This is a genomic window from Xanthobacter sp. 126 (assembly GCF_000526175.1).
Classification (GTDB): Bacteria; Pseudomonadota; Alphaproteobacteria; order Rhizobiales; family Xanthobacteraceae; genus Xanthobacter; species Xanthobacter aminoxidans.
Genome location: NZ_JAFO01000001.1, coordinates 3,327,343 through 3,346,382, shown reverse-complemented (window position 1 = coordinate 3,346,382; position 19,040 = coordinate 3,327,343). Strand labels below are relative to the sequence as shown.

15 protein-coding genes and 1 riboswitch are annotated in these 19,040 nt (G+C 68.7%); of the genes, 6 read left to right on the top strand and 9 right to left on the bottom strand.

Annotated elements, in window-relative coordinates; translation table 11 throughout:
* Positions 1-2: 2 nt before the first annotated feature.
* On the bottom strand, positions 3-881 hold the full coding sequence (locus XAN126_RS0115905) for a Ku protein (protein WP_024279579.1): 879 nt from the start codon (positions 879-881) through the stop codon (positions 3-5).
* Between the two features lie 223 nt (positions 882-1,104).
* A complete protein-coding gene (locus XAN126_RS0115900) occupies positions 1,105-1,389 on the bottom strand; it encodes a hypothetical protein (protein ID WP_024279578.1) in 285 nt (94 codons plus the stop codon).
* A 197-nt stretch (positions 1,390-1,586) separates the two neighbouring features.
* On the opposite strand from XAN126_RS0115900, the gene XAN126_RS0115895 reads away from it, so the two are divergent.
* On the top strand, positions 1,587-2,528 hold the full coding sequence (locus tag XAN126_RS0115895; protein WP_024279577.1) for an ornithine cyclodeaminase family protein: 942 nt from the start codon (positions 1,587-1,589) through the stop codon (positions 2,526-2,528).
* Positions 2,529-2,568: 40 nt separating this feature from the next.
* Here the strand turns inward: XAN126_RS0115895 and XAN126_RS0115890 are convergent, their stop codons facing one another.
* Together XAN126_RS0115890 and XAN126_RS0115885 are read right to left on the bottom strand one after the other, a co-directional pair.
* Positions 2,569-3,120, bottom strand: coding sequence for a glutathione peroxidase (locus XAN126_RS0115890; protein ID WP_024279576.1), 552 nt, complete (start codon positions 3,118-3,120; stop codon positions 2,569-2,571).
* A 95-nt stretch (positions 3,121-3,215) separates the two neighbouring features.
* Positions 3,216-5,120, bottom strand: a complete 1,905-nt coding sequence (locus XAN126_RS0115885; protein WP_024279575.1) for a sigma-54-dependent Fis family transcriptional regulator — start codon at positions 5,118-5,120, stop codon at positions 3,216-3,218.
* 427 nt (positions 5,121-5,547) lie between these two features.
* On the opposite strand from XAN126_RS0115885, the gene XAN126_RS0115880 reads away from it, so the two are divergent.
* The 3 genes from XAN126_RS0115880 to XAN126_RS0115870 all read left to right on the top strand — a co-directional run bounded on the left by XAN126_RS0115880 (position 5,548) and on the right by XAN126_RS0115870 (position 10,916).
* The gene (locus tag XAN126_RS0115880; RefSeq protein WP_024279574.1) at positions 5,548-7,701 is read left to right on the top strand and encodes a hydantoinase/oxoprolinase family protein; all 2,154 of its coding nucleotides are present in this window, start codon (positions 5,548-5,550) and stop codon (positions 7,699-7,701) included.
* Positions 7,702-7,910: 209 nt separating this feature from the next.
* Complete coding sequence (locus XAN126_RS0115875; protein WP_024279573.1) at positions 7,911-10,241, top strand: hydantoinase B/oxoprolinase family protein; 2,331 nt, start codon at positions 7,911-7,913, stop codon at positions 10,239-10,241.
* A 168-nt stretch (positions 10,242-10,409) separates the two neighbouring features.
* The gene (locus tag XAN126_RS0115870) at positions 10,410-10,916 is read left to right on the top strand and encodes an acetone carboxylase subunit gamma (protein ID WP_024279572.1); all 507 of its coding nucleotides are present in this window, start codon (positions 10,410-10,412) and stop codon (positions 10,914-10,916) included.
* 248 nt (positions 10,917-11,164) lie between these two features.
* Here the strand turns inward: XAN126_RS0115870 and XAN126_RS0115865 are convergent, their stop codons facing one another.
* From XAN126_RS0115865 to XAN126_RS0115850, 4 genes are all read right to left on the bottom strand, one after another.
* Positions 11,165-12,073 carry a protein-methionine-sulfoxide reductase heme-binding subunit MsrQ gene (locus tag XAN126_RS0115865; RefSeq protein WP_024279571.1) on the bottom strand — a complete coding sequence of 303 codons (909 nt, stop codon included), beginning with the start codon at positions 12,071-12,073 and terminating at the stop codon, positions 11,165-11,167.
* 207 nt (positions 12,074-12,280) lie between these two features.
* Positions 12,281-13,402, bottom strand: coding sequence for a DUF533 domain-containing protein (locus XAN126_RS29290; RefSeq protein ID WP_024279570.1), 1,122 nt, complete (start codon positions 13,400-13,402; stop codon positions 12,281-12,283).
* A 183-nt stretch (positions 13,403-13,585) separates the two neighbouring features.
* Positions 13,586-14,185, bottom strand: a complete 600-nt coding sequence (locus XAN126_RS0115855; RefSeq protein ID WP_024279569.1) for an alpha/beta fold hydrolase — start codon at positions 14,183-14,185, stop codon at positions 13,586-13,588.
* Between the two features lie 23 nt (positions 14,186-14,208).
* The gene (locus tag XAN126_RS0115850) at positions 14,209-15,003 is read right to left on the bottom strand and encodes a thymidylate synthase (protein WP_024279568.1); all 795 of its coding nucleotides are present in this window, start codon (positions 15,001-15,003) and stop codon (positions 14,209-14,211) included.
* A 291-nt stretch (positions 15,004-15,294) separates the two neighbouring features.
* Between XAN126_RS0115850 and XAN126_RS0115845 the strand changes: the two genes are divergently transcribed.
* The gene (locus tag XAN126_RS0115845) at positions 15,295-15,558 is read left to right on the top strand and encodes a hypothetical protein (RefSeq protein ID WP_024279567.1); all 264 of its coding nucleotides are present in this window, start codon (positions 15,295-15,297) and stop codon (positions 15,556-15,558) included.
* Between the two features lie 228 nt (positions 15,559-15,786).
* Here the strand turns inward: XAN126_RS0115845 and bioB are convergent, their stop codons facing one another.
* On the bottom strand, positions 15,787-16,746 hold the full coding sequence (gene bioB / locus XAN126_RS0115840) for a biotin synthase BioB (RefSeq protein WP_024279566.1): 960 nt from the start codon (positions 16,744-16,746) through the stop codon (positions 15,787-15,789).
* 153 nt (positions 16,747-16,899) lie between these two features.
* Positions 16,900-17,033, top strand: a riboswitch (TPP riboswitch).
* Positions 17,034-17,114: 81 nt separating this feature from the next.
* On the opposite strand from bioB, the gene thiC reads away from it, so the two are divergent.
* Positions 17,115-18,989, top strand: coding sequence for a phosphomethylpyrimidine synthase ThiC (gene thiC / locus XAN126_RS0115835; RefSeq protein WP_024279565.1), 1,875 nt, complete (start codon positions 17,115-17,117; stop codon positions 18,987-18,989).
* Positions 18,990-19,040 lie beyond the last annotated feature (51 nt).

Below are 19,040 nucleotides of genomic sequence, written 5' to 3'. Positions count from 1 at the left end.
GCTCAGCTCGCCTTGCGGGTGGATTTGCGGGCCGTCGCGGGCTTGTCGGTGGACGCCTTCGCAGACTTGCCCTTGGCAGGCGCCGTCTTGCCGCTCCCACCCGTTGCTTTCGCGCTCGCGCGCAGGGCGGCGAGCAGGTCCACCACCTTCTCCTCCTTGCGCGGCGCCGCCTTGGGCAAAGGCTTGCCCTCCATCTTGGCGCGCACCAGCTCGGCGAGAGCGGTCTCGTAGCGGTCCTGATAGGCGTCGGGATCGAAGGTGCCCGCCTTGGTCTTGATGATGTGGGTGGCCAGCTCCCGCATCTCGCCGGTGATCTTCACGTCAGGCACATCGGCGAAAGCCTCTTCCGCCGAGCGCACCTCGTAGTCGAACGACAGGGTGGAGGCGAGGAGCGCGCCGCCTTCCCCGGCGGGGCGGATGAGCAGCTTGCGCACGCGGCGGAACAGCAGCGCCTCGCCCAGCGCCGCCACCTTCTGCGCCGCCATCCCGCGCCTCAAAAGGTCGAACACCTCGGCGGCGGCCTCGTCCACGGGGGCGAGGAAATAAGGCCGGTCGAGACAGACCGTGTCGATGCCGTCGCACGGCAGGAAAGCGTCGATGGAGATGGTCCTGTCGTTGTCCGGCAGCACCGCCGCCGCCTCCTCCGGCGCGATGGTCACGTATTCGCCCTTGGAGACCTCGTAGCCGCGCACCTGATCGTCGGTCTCGACCGGCTGGCCGGTTTCCTCGTCCACATATTGCCGGCGCAGGCGATGGCCGCTCTTGCGGCTCACCATGTGCAGGCTGATGCGCTCGGAGGTGGAGGCGGCCGCATAGAGGCCGACGGCGCAGCTCAGCGCGCCGACTGTGAGAAACCCCTTCCAGCTCGCCCGTGGCGCCATTTCGCCCCTCGTTGCAGGCTTTCTCTCAACGCCGCTCAGAGCACACCCGCGCGGGGGCGCGGGCAAGGGAATTCGGTTCTTTCAGGAGCCGTCATGGCCCGGCTCGTCCGGGCCATCCACTCCGCCGCGAAAAGGGTGCGTGAGATCGCAGAACCGACCCCACCGAACCGTGGATCCCCCGGACGAGCCGGGGGATGACGCCGGTGCAAAGGGAGGGAGAGCCTCACCCATGCAGCCGTCGCGCATAGAAGGTCGCCAGCAGCCGCGCCTCGGCCTCCGAGCCGGCGCGGATGGGGGCGGAGGCGTCGTCGAGCACGCGCCACGTCCAGCGGCGGTCGTGGCAGTCGAGGCGGGCGACGGGCATGCCGTCGCAGACCAGCACCTCGGTGCCCGGCGCCTGCGCGCGCCATTCGAGGATGGGCTCGGAGCCGGGCGGCGCGTGGAAGAAGCTGCCGGCTTCGTGGAAAAAATGGCGGACGGGTCCGCGGCTCGCGCCATCGTGGTGCATGGTCAAGTCTCCTTTGCAGAACCAAGTGGCCGCGCGGCCCTTTGGTTCCGCGCCGGTGCGGCGGAGGCCTTTGATTTGGCGCCGTCTCGGCAGAGCCCTTTGGTTCCGCGCCGTTGCGGCGGAGCCCATCGTTTTTGCGCCGTTGCGGCGCTTGGCGGCCCATGCTGTAGAAGAGGTTTCCGGACGGGAGAGGTGGCATGGTCGCGTTCTACGATGCAAGCGAGGTCGAGGCGGCGCTGACCTATGAGCGTCTGGTGCCGGCACTGCGGGCGGCCTTCGCGGCGGCCGAGGTGGAATCGCCGGTGCGCGGCGTCCACCATGTGGGCAATGACGAGACGCCCGGCCGGTTGCTCACCATGCCGGCGTGGCGGCCGGGCGCGGTGTTCGGCGTGAAGCTGGTGAACGTGTTCCCCACCAACGGCGCGCGTGGGCTCGGCGCGGTGCACGGCGTCTATGCCCTGTTCGACGGCGCCACGGGCATCCCCACCGCCATCATCGAGGCTGATGCACTCACCAACCGGCGCACGGCGGCAACCTCGGCGCTCGCCTCCACCTTCCTCTCGCGCATGGACAGCGAGACGCTCACCGTGGTGGGCACCGGCAATCTCGCCTTCCAGCTGGCGCAGGGCCATTGCGCCGTGCGGCCCATCCGCCGCGTTCTGGTGTGGGGCCGTTCATCCGAGCGCGCCGCCGCCATGGCCGCCGATCTCGCGGCGCTGGGCCTGCCGGCGGAGCCGGTGAGCGACCTGTCCGCCGCCGTCGCCGCCGCCGATATCGTCACCAGCGCCACCACCTCCGACGATCCGCTGGTGCTCGGGCAGGATGTGAAGCCCGGCACCCATGTGGACCTCGTGGGGGCCTTCACCCCCACCATGCGCGAGAGCGACGACGCCCTCATCCGCGGCAGCGACGTCTATGTCGACACCTATGCCGGCGCCCTCGGCGAGGCCGGCGACCTGCTGCTGCCGGTGGCGGCGGGGGTGTGGTCCACCGATCAGGTGAAGGCGGACCTCTACGAGCTGTGCGGCGGCACGAAGGAGGGGCGCACCGACCCCAAGGCCATCACCCTGTTCAAGTCCGTGGGCGCGGCCATCGAGGATCTGGTGGCGGCGGAGATGGTGGCGGGACGGCGGGGGTAGGAGGCGCCCGCCACCCCCGCTCGTTGCGCCGGGCTGGAGTTCAGGCGGTCGCCGACAGCGCGGCGTCGAGCGCCTCAATGACGCGCTCGTCGTCGGGGGGCACGTTTGGCGCGAAGCGGGCGACGACGCGGCCGTCGCGGCCCACCACGAACTTCTCGAAGTTCCAGATCACGTCGGACGTGGCGGGTGCGGCGCGGCCGCGGCTGGACAAGAGCGCGCGCATGGACTCGGCGCCCTCGGCCTCGGGCCGGGCCGCCACCAGCGCGTCATAGAGCGGGTGGCGGGTGGCGCCCGTCACCGAGATCTTTTCGAACATGGGGAAGGTGACGCCGTAGGTCAGGCTGCAGAAGCTGGCGATCTCGCTTTCGGTGCCGGGCTCCTGACCGGCGAAATCGTTGGCGGGGAAGCCGAGGATTTCGAGCCCCTCGCCGTGGCGCGCCTCATACAGCTTTTCCAGCGCCGCATATTGCGCGGTGAGCCCGCATTTGGAGGCGACGTTGACCACCAGGAGCACCTTGCCCCTGAAATCGCCGAGCGTCGCCGGCGTGCCGTTGATGCGTTTCAGGGGGATGTCGAACAGCGTCTGGGACATGGGAGCCTGCAGGGATGTGTTGCGTCGATGCGTTGCGTCGGCGCGCAGGCTAGCACGCCCTCCGTTACCTGCGCAGATCACCCAGCGTCAGGCGGTCAGGCGTCGCGCTCCAGCGCGGCGAGGCGCATGTAGAGGGTGGAGCGGGCAATGCCGAGGCGGCGGGCGGCGCGGGTGAGGTTGCCGCCGCAGGCGTCCACGGCGGCGCGGATGGCGGCTTCCTCCACGGTGCGAAGGTCCGTCGCGGGGGGCGCGGCCGCAGCGGCGGTGGCGATTTCCGGCGGCAGGTCGGCGACATCGATGGGCGTGTCGGCGCTGCCCATGGCGATGAGCATTTCCACCACGTTGCGCAGCTCGCGCACATTGCCCGGCCAGGCATAGGCGGCGAGCGCCGCGCGGGCGGCGTCCGTGAAGCGCGGGGCGGGAAGGCCGGCGCGGGCGGCGGCGCTGCGGCCGATGTGGTCGAGCAGCAGCAGCACGTCGTCCCCCCGCTCGCGCAGCGGCGGGATGCGCAGGCGCAAGGCGGCGATGCGGTAGAACAGGTCCTTGCGGAACCGCCCCGCCGCCACCTCGCCGGTGAGGTCGCGGTTGGTCATGGAGACGAGGCGCAGATCCACCCGCCGCCCGGTATGGCCGCCGACGCGGTAGACCACGCCGTCCTCCAGCACGCGCAGCAGGTAGGATTGCAGCTCCAGCGGCATCTCGCCGATCTCGTCGAGGCAGAGCAGCCCGCCATCCGCCGCCTCCACCTTGCCTTGCTTGCCCGACGTGTCGGCGCCGGTGAAGGCGCCCTTCTCGTAGCCGAACAGCTCGCTGGCGATGAGATCACGCGGGAGCCCACCGCAATTGAGCGGCACGAAGGGGCCGGCGGGGGCGCGCGCACCGTGGATGGCGCGGGCGAACACCTCCTTGCCCACGCCGGTCTCGCCTTCCAGCAGAATGGGCAGGCCGCTCTCCGCCATGCGGCGGGCCTTGGCCTTCACCTCCTGCATGATGGCGCTCTCGCCGATGATGGCGTCGAAGGCGAGGGGCTCCAGCTCCCGGCCGGGATCGCGCTGGGAGGTGTCGCGGGGGGCGGGTTTGGGCCGGCGGGCGGCGTGGAGCACCACCACGCCGCCGATCTCCTCGCCATCCTCGCGCACGATCTCCACGCTGGCGCCGGGCAGCAGCTGGGCGATGCGGGCGGCCCAGGCATCGGGCGTCACGTCCTTGAGCGCCGTCAGGCGGCCATCGGCGATCAGACGATCCGAGCGGCGCGCGGCCTCCTTCAGGGCGCGGTCGGTGGAATAGATCAGCGCGCCGGAGCGGCCGAAGGCGAGGATTTCCTCGGTGAGCCAGAGCGATCGCTTGGAGAGGAAATGGCGGAGCACCTGCTCGTGCTCCATCTCCATGCGCCGGCCCAGCACCGCCTCGATCTGGTGGGCGAGAGCCACCGCATGGGCGAGGTTCTGCGGGTTGAAGGTGTCGGTGGAGCCGGAGATGTCCACCGCCCCGATGATCTCCTTGTCGAGCGGGTGGCGCACGGGCGCCGCCGCGCAGGTCCAGCGCTGCACCGGGGCGCAGAAATGCTCGGCGGCATGGATCTGCACCGGGCGCCCGCAGGCGAGCGCGGTGCCGATGGCGTTGGTGCCGATCTCGGCCTCGCACCACAGGCCGCCCTGCTGGAGCTTCACCTCCTGCCCGGTGTCGAGGGCGCGGGCATCGCCCTCCGCCTCCAGGATCGTGCCGTCCGGATCGGAGAGGATGAGCATGGAATGGGCGTCGGAAAGGAGGTGGCGCGCCTCCTCCATGGCGAGGCGCGCGGCGGTGACGAGGCGGTTGTTCTGGTGGCGGCGGCGGAACAGCTCCGCCTCGCTGACCACGGGGGCGGCCGCGCGGTCGGCGGCGATCAGATGAAGGCGGGAGCGCTGCCACGACGCCATCACCGCCGGGCGGATGACGGCGGAGGCGGCGCCGTCCTGGTGAAACTGTTCCCAGGCACGCGCGATCTCGCGATGTGGCACCAGCTCTGCCCTCCGGGCTGGGCGGCGCGGCGTTCCCGTGGTCGCGCCGCCTGAGCCATTGGCCGGCAGGCCGCCTTGGCCGGTGGCCGAGGTGCCCGCAGGCGGGTTCACTCCCTGAAATGCCGCGTTCTGACCGCCGGCATCGAGGCCGGCAGCGGCGGCTTTGGCGGGAGAATACGCGCAATGTCGTGCCTCTCGCAAGTCCGGCCGGGCCGTGCGGGGCAGTCGTCGTCTGAAACGACCGGCGGCGGACAACAAGTGTCCGGAAATCGGACAGTCGAAGACTTCCAGATTACATGACGCATTGCACAAAGATCAGGAGAATCCTCGCATTTATACAGTCGAGCGCGGCTGGCACGCATCCTGCCCCTCATGCCGCGAGCCGGCACCGAAAAGCCAACGCCGGCACGACAGGGAGGAAACCAGCGTGAACGTTCCCGTGGGAAACCTGCGCAGCGTCCAGGTGCTCGGCATCGATGCCGGCGGCACCATGACGGACACCTTCTTCGTGGACCAGGACGGCGACTTCGTCGTCGGCAAGGCCCAGTCCACGCCGCAGAACGAGGCCCTCGGCCTCATCGCTTCCTCTGAAGACGGGCTCGCCAACTGGGGCATGTCGCTCCACGAGGCCCTCGCCCAGCTCCAGACGGGCGTCTATTCCGGCACCGCGATGCTCAATCGCGTGGTCCAGCGCAAGGGGCTCAAATGCGGCCTCATCGTCAATCGCGGCATGGAGGATTTCCACCGCATGGGCCGCGCGGTGCAGAGCCACCTCGGCTATGCCTATGAAGACCGCATCCACCTCAATACCCATCGCTACGACCCGCCGCTCGTGCCCCGCCAGCTCACCCGCGGCGTGATCGAGCGGACCGACATGATGGGCACGCAGGTGATCCCGCTGCGTGAGGCGAGCGCCCGCGAGGCGGCCCGCGACCTCATCGCGGAGGATGTGGAAGGCATCGTCATCTCCCTCATGCACTCCTACAAGAACCCGGTGAACGAGCGCCGCGTGCGCGATATCGTGACCGAGGAAGTGGAGAAGAGTGGCAAGAAGATCCCGGTCTTCGCCTCGGCCGATTACTATCCGGTGCGCAAGGAAACCCACCGCACCAACACCACCATCCTCGAAGGCTACGCCGCCGAGCCCTCGCGCCAGACGCTCTCCAAGATCTCCAACGCCTTCAAGGAGCGCGGCACCAAGTTCGACTTCCGCGTGATGGCGACCCATGGTGGCACCATCTCCTGGAAGGCGAAGGAGCTGGCCCGCACCATCGTCTCCGGCCCCATCGGCGGCGTGATCGGCGCCAAGTATCTCGGCGAGGTGCTGGGCTACAAGAATATCGCCTGCTCGGACATCGGCGGCACCTCGTTCGACGTGGCGCTGATCACCCAGGGCGAGATGACCATCAAGAACGACCCGGACATGGCCCGGCTCGTGCTCTCCCTGCCGCTGGTGGCGATGGATTCCGTGGGCGCCGGTGCCGGCTCCTTCATCCGGCTCGATCCCTACACCCGCGCCATCAAGCTCGGCCCGGATTCGGCCGGCTACCGGGTGGGCGTGTGCTGGAAGGAGAGCGGCATCGAGACCGTCACCATCTCCGACTGCCACATGGTGCTCGGCTATCTCAACCCCGACAACTTCCTCGGCGGCGCCGTGAAGCTGGACCGGCAGCGCTCGGTGGATGCCATCAAGGTGCAGATCGCCGACAAGCTCGGCCTCTCCGTGGAAGATGCGGCAGCCGGCATCATCGAGCTGCTGGACTCCGATCTGCGCGATTACCTGCGCTCCATGATCTCGGGCAAGGGCTATTCGCCCCAGAGCTTCGTCTGCTTCTCCTATGGCGGCGCCGGGCCCGTCCACACCTACGGCTATACGGAAGGCCTCGGCTTCGAGGACGTGATCGTGCCCGCCTGGGCGGCCGGCTTCTCCGCCTTCGGCTGCGCGGCGGCGGACTTCGAATATCGCTACGACAAGTCCCTCGATATCAACATGCCCCCGGACGCCCCCGAGGCGGACAAGGTGAAGGCGGCCGAGACGCTTCAGGCGGCGTGGGAAGAACTCACCCACAACGTGCTGGAGGAGTTCAAGCTGAACGGCTATTCGGCCGACCAGGTGACGCTCCAGCCCGGCTACCGCATGCAGTATCGCGGGCAGCTCAACGATCTGGAGATCGAGAGCCCCATGGCCTCCGCCGCCACCGCCGGCGACTGGGACCAGCTCACCGACGCCTTCAACGCCACCTATGGCCGCGTCTATGCGGCATCCGCCCGCTCGCCGGAGCTGGGCTATTCGGTCACCGGCGCCATCATGCGCGGCATGGTGCCGATCCCCAAGCCCCGCATCCCCAAGGAGCCGGAAGAGGGCGAGACCCCGCCGGAAGAAGCAAAGATCGGCACCCGCAAGTTCTATCGCAAGAAGAAGTGGGTGGATGCGCAGCTCTACAAGATGGAAGCGTTGCGCCCCGGCAACCGCGTCATGGGCCCCGCCATCATCGAATCCGACGCGACGACCTTCGTGGTGCCCGACGGCTTCGAGACCTGGCTCGACGGGCATCGGCTCTTCCACCTGAGGGAGGTGTGAGGGAGCACGGTTACTCCCTCTCCCCTTGCGGGAGAGGGTTGGGGTGAGGGGTGTCCCTCCCTTAGCTCCGAAGCCGGGGACATGCGGCGCCGCCCACCCCTCACCCCCGCCCCCTCTCCCGCAAGGGGAGAGGGGAGGAACGGGAAACGGCCCTCTCCCGCACGGGGAGAGGGGAGCAAACCCAAACAATCTCAAGAGGAAACGAACCCATGAACGTCAACGTCAAGCAGACCAGCCTTGAGGGCGCCACCCGCGGCATCGTCCGTGGCGGCGAGACGCTCAAAGAGCATCGCGATCGGCTGATGACGGCCACCAAGGCCACCGGCCATTATGCCGGCCTGAAGAAGCTGGAGCTGCGCGAGAGCGAGCCCATCCTCTACAACAAGCTGTTCTCCCGACTGCGTGCTGGCGTGGTGGATGCGCGCGAGACCGCCAAGAAGATCGCCGCCTCGCCCATCGTCGAGCAGGAGGGCGAACTGTGCTTCACCCTCTACAATGCGGCGGGCGACAGCCTTCTCACCTCCACCGGCATCATCATCCATGTGGGAACCATGGGTGCGGCCATCAAATACATGATCGAGAACGAGTGGGAGGCCAATCCCGGCGTTCGCGACAAGGACATTTTCTGCAACAACGATTGCCTCATCGGTAACGTCCACCCCTGCGACATCCACACCATCGTTCCCATCTTCTGGGAAGGGGAGCTGATCGGTTGGGTGGGCGGCGTCACCCACGTCATTGACACCGGCGCGGTGGGGCCGGGCTCCATGGCCACCGGGCAGGTGCAGCGCTTCGGCGACGGCTACCAGATCACCTGCCGCAAGGTGGGCGCCAATGACGAACTGTTCCGCGACTGGCTGCACGAGAGCCAGCGCATGGTGCGCACCACCCGCTACTGGATGCTGGACGAGCGCACCCGCATCGCCGGCTGCCACATGATCCGCAGGCTGGTGGAGGAGGTGGTCTCGGAAGAGGGCATCGAGGCCTATTGGAAGTTCGCCTACGAGGCGGTGGAGCATGGCCGCCTCGGCCTTCAGGCCCGCATCAAGGCCATGACCATCCCCGGCACCTACCGGCAGGTGGGCTTCGTGGACGTGCCCTACGCCCATGAGGACGTGCGGGTGCCCTCCGACTTCGCCAAGCTTGACACCATCATGCACGCCCCCTGCGAGATGACCATCCGCAAGGACGGCACATGGCGGCTGGATTTCGAGGGGGCGAGCCGCTGGGGCTGGCACACCTACAATGCCCATCAGGTGAGCTTCACCTCGGGCATCTGGGTGATGATGACCCAGACGCTCATCCCCTCGGAGATGATCAACGACGGCGCCGCCTACGGCACCGAGTTCCGCCTGCCCAAGGGCACCTGGATGAACCCGGACGACCGCCGCGTCGCCTTCTCCTATTCCTGGCACTTCCTGGTCTCCGCCTGGACGGCCCTGTGGCGCGGCCTGTCGCGCTCCTATTTCGGCCGCGGCTATCTGGAGGAGGTGAATGCGGGCAACGCCAACACCTCCAACTGGCTGCAGGGCGGCGGCTTCAACCAGTATGACGAGATCCACGCCGTGAACTCGTTCGAGTGCGCCGCCAACGGCACCGGGGCGACCGCGGTGCAGGACGGCCTCTCCCACGCCGCCGCCATCTGGAACCCGGAAGGCGACATGGGCGACATGGAGATCTGGGAACTGGCCGAGCCGCTGATCTATCTCGGCCGGCAGATCAAGGCCTCCTCGGGCGGCTCCGGCAAGTATCGCGGCGGCTGCGGCTTCGAGAGCCTGCGCATGGTCTGGAACGCCAAGGACTGGACCATGTTCTTCATGGGCAATGGCCACATCTCGTCCGATTGGGGCCTGATGGGCGGCTATCCCGCCGCCTCCGGCTATCGCTTCGCCGCCCACCAGACCGGGCTGAAGGAGCTGATCGCCTCCGGCGCCGACATCCCGCTCGGCGGCGACACGGACCCGGAGAACCCCACCTGGGACGCGATGCTGCCCAAGGCGCAGATCAAGCGCGACAAGCAGGCCATCACCACCGAGGAGATGTTCTCCGACTACGACCTCTATCTCAACTACATGCGCGGCGGCCCCGGCTTCGGTGATCCGCTCGACCGCGAGCCGCAGGCGGTGGCCGACGACATCAACGGCGGCTACGTGCTGGAGCGCCTCGCCGGCGATGTCTACGGCGTGGTGGTGAAGAAGGGGGCCGGCGGCCTCGTGGTAGTGGACGAGGCGGCGACCAAGGCCGCCCGCGCCGACATCCGTAAGGCGCGCCTCGCCAAGTCCGTCCCCACCCGCGAGTGGATGAAGGGCGAGCGCGAGAAGATCCTCGCCAAGGATGCGGGCACCCAGGTGCAGCAGATGTTCGCCGCCTCCTTCAAGCTGGGCCCGAAGTTCGAGCGCGAGTTCCGCAGCTTCTGGGACCTGCCGGAGAGCTGGGTGCTGAACGAGGAGGACATCGGCATCCCCACCTACGGCTCGCGCTACTCCATGGACATCTCCGAGCTGCCGGACGTGCGCACCGTGCAGTTCGTGGAGGAGTGAGGGGAACGGTCTCTCCCTTTCGAACTGCCGTCATGCCCCGGCTTGTCCGGGGCATCCACCCAGCGGCGAGAGCGGTGCCCGATGCCTGATAGCGGTCCATCGGCACCGTGGATCCCCCGGACAAGCCGGGGGATGACGCCTCAATGAAATTCAATTCAGGAGGAAACCATGTCCTATACCCGCGCCAAGATCGTCGATCTCGTGGAAGGCAAGATCGATCCCGATACGCTGCACCAGATGCTGTCCACGCCGAAGGACCCCGAGCGGTTCGTGACCTATGTGGAGATCCTGCAGGAGCGCGTTCCGTGGGATGAGAAGATCATCCTGCCGCTGGGCCCGAAGCTCTACATCGTGCAACAGAAGGTCTCCAAGAAGTGGACCGTGCGCTGCGAGTGCGGCCACGATTTCTGCGACTGGAAGGACAATTGGAAGCTGCATGCCCGCGTGCATGTCCGCGATACGCCGCAGAAGATGGAGGAGATCTATCCCCGCCTCATGGCCCCGACGCCCTCGTGGCAGGTGATCCGGGAATATTTCTGCCCCGAGTGCGGCACGCTCCACGACGTGGAGGCACCCACCCCCTGGTATCCGGTGATCCACGACTTCCAGCCCGACATCGACGCCTTCTACACCGAATGGCTCGGCCTGCCGGTGCCGGAACGCGCCGCGGCGTGAGGGCGGTCTCCTCTCCCCTCTCCCCTCGCGGGAGAGGGTGGATCGCGGCGTAGCCGCAAGACGGGTGAGGGGGATGGTCCGCACGAAGCGCCGCGGGGGCGGGGTGAGCGGAAGAATACCCCTCACCCCCAACCCCTCTCCCGCAAGGGGAGAGGGGAGTCCCTTGCGAGCCTCGCCGGGCTCTTTCGCCGGGAGCCCGGCGTCACGCGGGAGGAAGGGGGCTCAGGGCACCCCTTCCTTTCGCCGTTTCAGGCGCCGGCGCCTTCCGTATTTCCGGTCATCGTACTTCCGGTCATCGTATTTCCAGTCGTCGCCTTGCCGGTCATCGCCGCGCGGCGGCCGGCGGCACGGGGGGCGGGCGGGTTGATGGCGGCCAACGCCGCCACGCAGAGGCCGATCACCAGCACCCACACGGCCGGGCGGGGGCCGAGGTCGAGGGTGAAATTGGCATCCAGCACCAGAAACGGGTCCACCCGCGTCGCCAGCGCATACCAGAGCGTTTCCACGCCCGCGGTCAGCGCCGCCCCGGCCACCGAGAGCCCGGCCATGGCGAGCGGCGTCACTCTCTTCCCGCCGCGTCCGGCCACACGGAAGGCGAAGAGCAGCAGGAAAATGCCGGCCATCAGCACCGGCTCGGTCACATCCAGCTTCGACTGCATGAAGAAATGCACCGTGCCCAGCACCGCGATGGCGTAGACGGCCATGTGCAGCCGGTTCCAGCGGGTCGCGCCGAGCCGCCGGATGGCACCGTCGAATGAGGTGGCGCCCAGCGCCACGAGCAGCGTCACCGCCACCGCGCCGATGGTGAGATAGATGCGCAGCACAATCTCGCTCAGCGCCCGGCCGAAGCCCTGATCGATGATGTAGAGCGTGAGATGCAGCGCCGCGTAGCCCAGCGCCGCGAGGCCGAAGATGCGCCGGCCGAAATAGAGCTTCGGCATGTTGAACAGCCGACGCAGCGGCGTCACGGCCAGCGTCACCGCCAGGAAGCGGATGGCCCACAGGCCGGTGAAATGGATTGCCTCGGTCCATGGCCGCGCGCCGAGCTGGCCGTTGGCGGCAAGGCCCACCAGCCACACCGCCGGCAGGATGCTGGAAACGAGGAACAGGGTCTTCTCGGGGCTGAAACGGCCGGACCGCTCGTGAAACAGGGGCATCGGGACCTTTCCGGCAAAGCTGTGCAGGCGCCCGCCCGGCGCCTGCTTCCCCTTACGCCGGCCCCTGCGGCAGCGTTACGGCCGCGGCCTGCACGATGGCGTGAGCTTCAAGCCCGCGCGGCGCCTGAGCGGAGGCAAACTACAAGCCCGCGCGGCGCCTGAGCGTCAGCCCCGACTCCGCGCGGCGCCTGAGCGTGGCGGACTCCCTCAGGCGTTCAGCTCGCCCTCGATCTGCGCCTTGAGGCCGGGCTCGATGCCCAGCGCGCCGGCGAGCCAGTCCAGATAGGCGTGCTCGGCGTCGTTGTCCGGCCGGATGGCGAGGGCCGAGGCCGCGTAAATCTGGAGTGCCGCCTCCGGCGTCGTCGCGGCGGCGACCACCTCGTTGGGGTCCACCGGCGTGGTGAGGATGGCGACGAGGGCATCCCGCTGGGGAGAGCCGGCGCCCATGCGCTCCAGCCCGCCGCCGATGCGCGAGACCTCCTCCTCGTCGATCTCGCCGTCGGCCTGCGCGGCGGCGGCCATGGCCGAGAGCAGCACGCCGGAGAAGGCTTCCGGCCCACCCGGCGCGGCTGCGGGGGAGAAGGCGGCGTCTGGCGTGCCGGAGGTGAAGGCCGCGCGTCCGCCGGCCCCCGCCTGCCACTTGCGGTACGCCTTCCAGGCCAGCATCCCCATGATGGCGAGGCCACCATATCGCATCAGGTCGCTGCCGCCCGATGAAGAGGGCTGATGGCCGGGCTGGGGCGAGGGCTGCGGCTGGCGATAATCGGAGGGCGGGACCGGCTCCGGCTGGGGATAGCCGCCGGCCGTGGACGAGCCGCCGCGGCCGAGGGCCTCCGAGGCGAGATCGCCGAGACCTCCCCCCGCGCCGCCGGACATGCCGCCCCCCTGCGTGGAGCCGCCGGACGGCCCGCCCGCGCCACCACCGAGAATCTGGCCGAGAATGTCCTCCAGCCCGCCGGAGGAACCGCCCGATGCGCCGCCGGACGGACCACCCTGCGGCGCTCCGCGTCCGCCGCCGAGCACTTGCCCCAGGATGTCGCCGAGGCCGCCGGGCAGTCCCGACGGCGCTCCGCCCGCTCCGCCGCGCTGACCGCCGCCGCCGAGCACCTGTCCGAGGATGTCGCCCAGCCCGCCCGGCAGGCCGCCGCCGCCCTGCGCGCCACCGCCCGCGCCACTGCCGCCCGCGCCGCCGCCGAGCACCTGGCCGAGAATGTCGCCGAGCCCGCCCGGCAGTCCGCCCCCGGTCTGCTGCGCGCCGCCGCCCCGCACGCTGCCCGAGCCGAGCGCCGCGCCGATGAGCTGTCCCAGAAGATCACCCGTTCCGGCCATGGCTTCCTCCCTCAAGGTGCCGCTGCGCGGGGCAAGGCCCGGCCGCGATCGGGCTGCTACAGCCCTGTTGAGTCCAAATGCGGGCACGATCTTGCTTATGGGGCCTCCCGAGCCCGCGCGTGAGCTAAGGACGAAGTCCGCACCCGGACAAGCCCGAAGATGCTCCGCCCCGGCTCAATAGGCTTACGAAGTCGCGATCAGATGACGCCGGATCTCGTCCGCTACCGCCGCCGCGTGGGTCTGCGCCAGATCATGTCCCGCCCCCGGCAGGATGCACAGGCGCGAGTTTGGCAGCAGGCGCGCCAGCCTTTCCCCGACCGCCACCGGGCTGATGGGATCGGCGTCGCCCCACAGCAGCAGCGTCGGCGCGCGGACCGAAGGCAACCGGTCGGACAGGTCCTCGACGGGATCGGCGATCCACCGCGCCGCGTGCGGGAAGGCGCCGAAATAATCCGGGCGCCAGTCTTCCCCGCCGAGGTCGGCCACCGGGACCCCGCCGGAGGTGACGCACAGAACGAGCGTCCTGACGAGGTGGGGGAAGGCGAGCGCCAGTTTGAGCGCGATATAGCCGCCCATGGACTGGGCGACGATGGCCACCGGCTGGCGCATCTGGTCCGCGACCCGCCCGACGAGATCATCGATGCTGTTCACGTCCGCGCTGGCCGGCTGGCGGCCCAGCCCGGGCCAGGAGAAGAACGTGCCCTCCCATGCGGCCCGCGCCGCGACGGGCTTCCAGAACGCGGCGTCTCCCGTTGCGCCGGGCAGGAACAGCGTCTCGATCATGGCTTGCGGATGGCTGCGGGCGGCTAGACCGCCACCGGGGCCTTGATGGCCGGGTGGGGATCGTAGTTCACGATCTCGATGTCCTCGTAGCGGAAGGCGAAGAGGTCGCTCACCACCGGGTTCAGCCGCAGGGAGGGCAGGGCGCGCGGGGTGCGGGAGAGCTGCTCGCGGGCCTGATCGAGGTGGTTCACATAGAGGTGCGCATCGCCCAGCGTATGGACGAAATCGCCGACGCCGAGCCCCGTCACCTGCGCCACCATGTGGGTGAGGAGCGCATAGGAGGCGATGTTGAACGGCACGCCGAGGAACACGTCCGCCGAGCGCTGGTAGAGCTGGCAGGAGAGCTTGCCCTCCAGCACATAGAACTGGAACAGGCAGTGGCAGGGCGGCAGCGCCATCTTCGCCACGTCCGCCGGGTTCCAGGCGGTGACGATGAGGCGGCGCGAATCAGGATTGCGTCGGATGTCGGAGACCACCTGCGCGATCTGGTCGATCACGCCGCCCTCCGGCGTCGGCCAGGAGCGCCACTGGTGGCCGTAGACCGGGCCGAGATCGCCCTTGGCGTCGGCCCACTCGTCCCAGATGGAGACGCCGTTTTCCTTGAGGTAGCGGATGTTGGTGTCGCCGGCGAGGAACCACAGAAGCTCGTGGACGATGGATTTCAGGTGCAGCTTCTTGGTGGTCACGAGGGGGAAGCCGCGCGCCAGATCGAATCGCATCTGGTGCCCGAACACCGATAGCGTTCCGGTGCCGGTCCGGTCGTCCTTGCGCACGCCCTCATCGAGAATGCGGCGCAGGAGCTGATGGTAAGCTTCCATTAGGTATGTCCGGCCAAGATCAAGCGCCATAAGGCTTTCGCCGGCCCAGTCTAGCGTGCGGGCTGCAAGGCAGCCAGCCGGCGGCGGCGGCCGTCCACACGTGCGAGAGAACATGCTTGCCCGCTTCCTAACGCCATGCTGCCCCTGCGGGACGTGTGGCGTGGCGGGATCGATGGCGAAAAAGTGAGTGATTTCCGCTGCGTATGACCCTTGGAGACCCCCTTTTTCGCCACGACGTAGCCGTATTAGACCAGCATTGAACGCTCAAGTTGACGATCAAGGGCAAGACACATGAGCTCCCAAACCAACCTCACGGCAGCGCTGCTCGAGGTTCGCGCCTATCTGGCGCAGGAAGCGCAGGCCGAGGATTTCCGCAACGAGGCCGCCTGGGAGGCGGGATCGAGCCGGGAGGAGCACGCCGCCAGCGATGCCCTCACCCGGCTCGACGAGGTGCTGCGCCTGGTCAAGGCCCAGCAGCGCCCGAACAAGGAAGACCGCGCCCAGTCGCGCAACCACGACCGGGTGCGCCTGCACCACGCTCACCTCGCGGCGTGAAACGTGGCGAGGCGGCCCATGGCTGCCTCGCTCCCCGGCCAAGCGACGGCGCAGACGGAGCGCTGAGCCGGGGACCAGGGGATAGTCCGGCGCAGCCGGCGATTCTCCTGATCCATTGAATTGAAGCGCCTGCGGCGGTCTCTTGCGCTGGACCCCGGCTCGCATTCCGCTGATCGCTGCATGCGTCCGGGGTGCGAGGGTCTCCTGATCTCCGCCTACCCGCGCCAATCAGGCGCCGCCGATGGCCTCGAACAGCGCGGCATCCGCGCCGAGGCCGGCATTGGGGGTGGTGAGCAGCGTGTCCCCGTAGAACACCGAATTCGCCCCCGCGAGGAAGCACAGGATCTGCGCCTCGCGGCTGAGCGCCGCGCGTCCGGCCGAAAGGCGCACCCGCGAGGCGGGCATGACGAGGCGGGCGGTGGCGACCATGCGCACGATCTCCAGCGGGTCAACCGGCGGGCGATCGGCCAGCGGAGTGCCTTCCACCGCCACCAGCGCATTCACCGGCACGCTTTCGGGATGCGGATCGAACCCCGCCAGCACCTGCAGCATGGCGGCGCGGTCGCGCATGGTCTCGCCCATGCCGATGATGCCGCCGGAGCACAATTCGATGCCCGCCGCGCGCACCGAGGTGAGGGTGTCGATCCGGTCCGCATAGGTGCGGGTGGTGACGATCTCGCCGTAGAAATCCGGCCCCGTATCGAGATTGTGGTTGTAGGCGGTGAGCCCGGCCTCGGCGAGGCGCTGGGCCTGATGCGGCTCCAGCATGCCGAGCGTCACGCAGGCTTCCATGCCGAGGCCGCGCACGCCGCGCACCATCTCCAGCACGGCGTCGAATTCGCGCCCTTCCTTCACCCGCCGCCACGCCGCGCCCATGCAGAAGCGCTCGGCCCCGTTGGCCTGCGCCTGCTCGGCGAGGGCGATGACGGAGGCGGGATCGAGGAACTTCTCCCGCGTCAGATCCACTTCCGCATGGCGGGCGGACTGGGAGCAATAGGCGCAATCCTCCGGGCAGCCGCCGGTCTTGATGGAGAGCAGGCTCGCGCGCTGGACCTCGTTGGGGTCGTGGTTGGCGCGGTGGACGGCATTGGCCCGGCCCACCAGCTCCAGCAAGGGCAGGTCCATGAGCGCCGCGATCTCGTCAACGCTCCAGTCGTGGCGGATCGTGCCATCCTCAGTCTTGGCCATGCCCATGCTCCTGCTTCCGCGCGATGTGGGAGGGCCGGTCTAATCGTGTTTGCGGCGCGTTCCAATACCGCCGGTCTTCCCAAATGGGTGACTTGACCTATGCGTTCGCTGCAGTGCAGCGTTGACATTGGGCTTTGGTATACATCACAGTGTCCCCGTTCCAAGGGGGGCCCCGGAAGGGGCTGAGATATCGCAAGTTCGCGGAAGTTAGACTTCCGCGGCGCCGCGATGACCCTTCGAACCTGATCCGGGTCATACCGGCGAAGGGATCGGAACTTGTGCTCCCGGCGCTCAGCGTCGCCCCGCACCCGTCTCCTAGCTCTACACCCCGGGTCTCGTTGAAAGCGCAAGCTGAACGGAGATCCGCAATGCTGGACGAAGCCTCGACGTCCTCCCTGAAAGTCACCACCGGGCCGCTGCCCCATTCGCGCAAGGTGTTCGTCTCCGCCACCCGGCCGGACGTGCGCGTCGCCATGCGCGAGATTTCGCTGACCGACCCGTCCGAGCCGCCGGTGAAGGTGTACGACACCTCCGGCCCCTATACCGACCTCGATGCCGTCATCGACCTCACCAAGGGCCTGCCGCAGCTGCGCGCCCAGTGGATTCGCGAGCGCGGCGACGTGGAAGAGGTGGAGGCCCGCGCCGTCCGCCCCGAGGATAACGGCCTGAAGGAGGGCCAGTCCTCCACCCTGCCGCAGTTCGATCTCTCCGGCCGCAAGCCGCTGCGCGCCAAGGCGGGCAAGCGCCCGACCCAGATGGCCTATGCGCGCGCCGGCATCATCACGCCGGAGATGGAATATGTCGCCGCCCGCGAGAACCTCGCGAAGGTGAATGGCGGCGCCCATCCGCACCATCAGGCCATGGGCCTCGGCGCGGCGATCCCCTCCGACATCACGCCGGAATTCGTGCGGCAGGAAGTGGCGCGCGGCCGCGCCATCATCCCCAACAACATCAACCACCCCGAAACCGAGCCGATGGCCATCGGCCGGAACTTCCTCGTGAAGATCAACGCCAATATCGGCAATTCGGCCGTGACCTCGGGCGTGGCGGAAGAGGTGGACAAGCTGGTGTGGGCCACCCGCTGGGGCGCCGACACGGTGATGGACCTGTCCACGGGCAAGAACATCCACACCATCCGCGAATGGATCATGCGCAACTCGCCGGTGCCCATCGGCACCGTGCCGCTCTACCAGGCGCTGGAGAAGGTGAACGGCGTCGCCGAAGACCTGACCTGGGAAGTCTTCCGCGACACGGTGATCGAGCAGGCCGAGCAGGGCGTGGACTACATGACGGTGCACGCCGGCGTGCGCCTGCCCTTCGTGCCGCTCACCGCTAACCGCGTCACCGGTATCGTCTCGCGCGGCGGCTCCATCATGGCCAAGTGGTGCCTCGCACACCACAAGGAGAGCTTCCTCTACGAGCACTTCGAAGAGCTGTGCGAGATCCTCGCCCAGTATGACGTGGCCTTCTCCCTCGGCGACGGCCTGCGCCCCGGCTCCATCGCCGATGCCAACGACGCCGCGCAGTTTGCCGAGCTGGAGACGCTCGGCCAGCTCACCGAGATCGCCTGGAAGTACGACTGCCAGGTGATGATCGAGGGCCCCGGCCATGTGCCGCTCCACCTCATCCGCGAGAATGTGGAGAAGCAGCTCAAGGTCTGCCACGAGGCGCCGTTCTACACCCTCGGCCCGCTGGTGACGGACATCTCCCCCGGCTACGACCACATCTCCTCCGCCATCGGCGCGGCGATGATCGGCTGGTTCGGCACGGCGATGCTTTGCTACGTCACGCCGAAGGAGCATCTCGGCCTGCCCGACCGCGACGACGTGAAGACCGGGGTCATCTCCTACAAGATCGCCGCCCACGCCGCCGACCTCGCCAAGGGCCACCCGGCCGCGCGCATCCGCGACGATGCGCTCTCCCGGGCCCGCTTCTCCTTCCGCTGGCGCGACCAGTTCGCGCTCTCGCTCGACCCGGAGACGGCCGAGCGCTTCCACGACGAGACGCTCCCCGCCGAGGGGGCCAAGGTGGCGCACTTCTGCTCCATGTGCGGGCCGAAGTTCTGCTCCATGAAGATATCGCAGGAGCTGAAGCTGGAAGCCGGCGACATCGCCCGCGCCCAGGCCGACAACCTCGCCTCCTCGGGCATGGCCGAAATGGCCCAGAAGTTCCGCGACGGCGGCGGCCTGATCTACACGCCCGCCCCGGAAGTCGCGCCCCCTCCGCCCGCCGCGGCGGAGTGAGGGCAGGGCGCTGACGGCGCCAGCGCAGGACTGAAAAGAAAAGGCCGGGCC